Here is a 3,560-nt window from a genome sequence, read left to right on the forward strand (position 1 = left end):
TTAGTTTCTTATAAAACACAAATAAAAAATTTAGTTAAAATTTTACTAAAAAACATTGACGGTATTTTACTCTGTTTTTAAAATGAAGAAAAGATGGATTTGGGAGGGGCATTTAGTGGGGATTCGATTTGATGGAAAAAATAGAACGTTTCATTTACAAGGAAAAGACACGAGTTATGTAATGGAAATTGTCCGGGATGGATACTTGCTTCATCTTTATTGGGGAAGAAAGATAAACGAGTATCACCATTCCAATAAAATTCAACTCCTTGATCGGGGTTTTTCAGGAAATCCATATAAAGATGATCGCACTTTTTCACTGGACACGCTTCCGCAGGAATACCCGCAATATGGAAATACAGATTACCGAAAACCTGCTTATCAAGTTCAGCTTGAAAACGGATCCACCATAACCGATTTACGCTATTGTTCACATACGATCGTGAAAGGAAAGCCTTCGTTAAAAGGCCTTCCTGCAACGTATGTGCAGAACGAAAATGATGCGGAAACGCTTGAGATTGTTATGGTTGATCAATTGACCGGATTAGAAGTCATCTTAAGTTACACTGTTTTTGAACAATTTAATGTCATCACAAGAAATGTCCGTTTTTCGAATAAAGGTTCTGATACGTTAAGACTGCTTAGAGCCTTAAGTTTGTGTATAGATTTTCGGGATGCTGATTTTGAGTTTTTACATTTATATGGTGCGCATAATAATGAAGGGCAGTTGGAAAGAAAGCCTTTAAGGCGCGGAATTCAATCTATTGAAAGTACAAGGGGAGCGAGCAGTCATCAGTATAACCCATTCATGGCCTTGGTTCGTAAGGGAACGAATGAAACAACTGGTGAAGTATATGCCTTTAACTTTGTGTACAGCGGAAATTTCCTCGCTCAGGCTGAAGTGGACCAATTTAAGAATACAAGGGTAACAATGGGAATCAATCCATTTGATTTTAACTGGAAGCTGGAACCCGGCGAAGAATTCCAAACGCCGGAAGTGGTCATGGTTTACTCGGCTGACGGGCTTGGTGACATGTCGCGGACTTTCCATAACCTCTATCGCACCTGCTTATTAAGGGGAAAGTGGAAGGAACGAGAGCGCCCAATTCTCGTCAATAACTGGGAGGCTACCTATTTTGATTTTAATTCAGAAAAAATCCTTGACATTGCCAAGGCTGCAAAGGAACTAGGGATAGAATTGTTTGTCTTGGATGATGGTTGGTTTGGCAAGAGAAATAATGATAAAACATCATTGGGGGATTGGTTTGTAGATCGGGAGAAACTGCCGGAGGGACTGGATCACCTTGCTGAAAATGTAAAGGAACTTGGTCTTGAGTTTGGACTTTGGTTTGAACCCGAAATGATATCAGTTGACAGCGAGTTATACCGCAGCCATCCAGATTGGTGTCTTCATGTCCCAAACCGGCCCCGTTCTGAAAGCCGGAATCAGTTAGTGCTAGATTTATCTCGAAAGGATGTCTGTGAAGAAATCATTAACCGGGTCAGTCATATTTTAAAAACGGTGCCGGTTTCATATGTAAAATGGGATATGAATCGGCATATGACAGAAGTTGGATCGGCATCCCTTCCAGCCGATCGGCAAAGAGAAACAGCGCACCGCTATATGCTAGGCTTATATCGAGTAATGGATACCATCACGTCGGCTTTTCCAGATGTATTATTTGAAAGCTGCTCTGGTGGAGGCGGAAGATTCGACCCTGGAATTCTCTATTATATGCCTCAGACATGGACGAGCGATAACACCGATGCCGTCTCCCGATTGAAAATTCAGTATGGCACCAGTATGGTCTATCCAATTGTGACAATGGGTGCCCATGTATCTGCAGTGCCGAACCATCAAGTCAATCGTATTACTTCCCTGGACATGCGCGGGGCAGTAGCCATGTCTGGAAATTTAGGCTATGAGTTGGATTTAACTAAATTATCAGCGATTGAACAAGAAATCGTTAAACAACAAGTGGCTCGCTACAAAGAAATTAGAAACTTAATCCAATTTGGTGATTTCTACCGGCTCCTCAGCCCATTTGAAGGCAATGAAACGGCCTGGGTTTTTGCAAATCAGGATCAGACAGAAGTCATGGCTTTTTATTTTTCCGTTTTGGCAGAGCCAGCCTCCCCATTAAAATATTTAAAATTAATGGGGGTTGATGTGAAGAAAAAATACCAATTAATAGGGACGGATCATGTATACGGAGGGGATGAACTTGCATATGTTGGTTTAAGTATTCCAGCAGAGTTGAATGGAGATTTCCAAAGCTATATTTGGCATTTCCGTGAAATTTAATTTTATGCCGATCGAATCAAAAAAAACAGGGCTGCCAATGTCGATTAGCTGAACTTTTTGGACAGCCCCTTTTTTTTCGTTAACTAACCAATGTGCTTCTTGCTTTTTGATTTCATTTGTTTTGAAATGGTGCCATTTAATATATCTGAACGCTTACAAAATAGTATACTAAATAGTAATCCCAATGGATCAGTAAACTGTATGTGGAGGGATTGCATTGCAAGCTGGGGGACTTTGCCGAATTCTTATTGTGGACGATGAATTATTAATTAGAAAAGGGATCATCCACTATCTTGATTGGGAACAAGAAGGGTTTACGATTGTTGGAGAAGCGTCCAATGGCCAAGAGGCACTTGATTTAATTAAAAAGACACATCCACATATCCTTATTACCGATTTTGTAATGCACATCATGGATGGAGAAGAACTTATTAGAGTAGTCAAGGAACGTTATCCAGAAATTGAAATTATTGTTCTAAGCAGCTTTAGTGAATTCGATTATGTAAGATCTAGTTTTCAAAATGGAGCAGTCGATTATATTTTAAAACCAAAGCTGGATGCTGAAAGTTTATTAAAGGTGCTGAAGACGGCAGCAAGCCGAATTCCATTGTTCCAAACGGCGGAAAGAAAGACAGATGAGCCTCTTTCCGTTACACAAGTCATCAATAAGATGATTTCCGGATTTGAAATGACATGGGATGAAGAATCTAGGCTGAAGGCTTTTCCTTATCGCTATTTTTATTTAGCAGGAGTCAGTGGCCAATCTCTAGAGTCAGATGAATTTCAAGTGTTCAAGGATACAAGAATGGGAGAATTCACCTATTATTCTTTCAGTCCGAATAAGAGTTTGCAAGTCTATATTATAAACACGGAGTACAGTGAGTTCCAGCACCTTCTTGACTTTATAAATATTTTCCTTGTGAAGGAGCCCGGGATGGGTCTGGTCGTATCAGAAGTATTTGAAGACTTTTTCCAGTTGGGCAAGGTATATAAGGAAAGTCTGTTAACATTACTCGATTATCGATTCTATTTTCCAAAGGGAACCGTCTTAACGAGCCGGGATGTAAAAGGTGCACCGGTTATTGAAAACTTTAACCTCGATTGGTTTACGGACAAGTTGAAACGCAGCCAATTTGAGCCGGCCTTTACTTACCTAAAGGATTATGCCGAACGATTATCTCGCTGTTACAAGATGGACATCTTTGAATATAGAGCTTTCTTTCACAATGTTATTTTTAACATTATGATTCTATTC

2 protein-coding genes are annotated in these 3,560 nt (G+C 39.9%); both read left to right on the plus strand.

The genetic code is table 11. From position 1 onward, the window contains the following. Nucleotides 1-115: 115 nt before the first annotated feature. Nucleotides 116-2,305 carry an alpha-galactosidase gene (locus BFU02S_RS15265; protein ID WP_066372496.1) on the plus strand — a complete coding sequence of 730 codons (2,190 nt, stop codon included), beginning with the start codon at nucleotides 116-118 and terminating at the stop codon, nucleotides 2,303-2,305. A gap of 217 nt (nucleotides 2,306-2,522) precedes the next feature. Continuing rightward, nucleotides 2,523-3,560, plus strand: a 1,038-nt coding sequence (locus BFU02S_RS15270; protein ID WP_066372498.1) for a response regulator, incomplete at its 3' end; no start/stop codon positions are given.

This window comes from Neobacillus fumarioli NBRC 102428 (assembly GCF_001591485.1).
GTDB classification, from domain to species: domain Bacteria; phylum Bacillota; class Bacilli; order Bacillales; family Cytobacillaceae; genus Neobacillus; species Neobacillus fumarioli.